Origin of the sequence: Pseudomonas entomophila (genome assembly GCF_013523125.1) — a bacterium.
Taxonomy (GTDB): Bacteria; Pseudomonadota; Gammaproteobacteria; order Pseudomonadales; family Pseudomonadaceae; genus Aquipseudomonas; species Aquipseudomonas entomophila_B.
The window spans coordinates 1-467 of sequence record NZ_JAAMQJ010000117.1 but is presented as its reverse complement, the minus strand read 5'-3'; the positions used below and the strand labels follow the sequence as shown (position 1 = coordinate 467).

Below are 467 nucleotides of genomic sequence, written 5' to 3'. Positions count from 1 at the left end.
ACGACGACCGCCTTGGTCGCGCCGCGCTGGCCCTTGAACGAGCCACGGAACGTGCCGTTGAAGGCGTTACCGTCGGCCAGGCCGAAGAACTTCAGCGACTCCTTGCGCACGCCGGTGGTGGTGAAGTTGGATTCCATCTTCTCCATGCCCATGTCCAGCTCGATGCCGATGTCCATGCCACCAGCACGGTGCTCCTCGGTCTTGAGCGTGAGCTTGGGCAGGGTCAGGCTGGGCACGTCGCCCTGAAAGCTGACGCCGTCGACGAACAGGTTGGTGTTCGCCAGGGTTTCGGGAATCAATGCCATGCGGGGCGCTCCTTAAGCGGCTTTATCCAGGACTTCGGTGAGCCACTGGTTGGTCACCTCGACTTGGAAAGTGGGGTTCTCGGCAGGTGGCACGTCGGTGAAACGGATGTTCCAGTACACCTTGCCCTGCTCGAGCTGGGTCGCGGTGTTCAGCACGGGATC

General features: G+C 62.1%; 1 protein-coding gene and 1 pseudogene. Both read right to left on the bottom strand.

Going from position 1 to position 467, the window contains the following annotated elements; all coding sequences use genetic code 11:
• Window positions 1–305: phage major tail tube protein (locus tag G7007_RS21880; RefSeq protein ID WP_181105187.1), on the bottom strand; the 305-nt coding region annotated here is incomplete at its 3' end.
• 12 nt (window positions 306–317) lie between these two features.
• Window positions 318–467 (bottom strand): annotated as a pseudogene (locus G7007_RS21875) (phage tail sheath family protein); the annotation flags it as partial.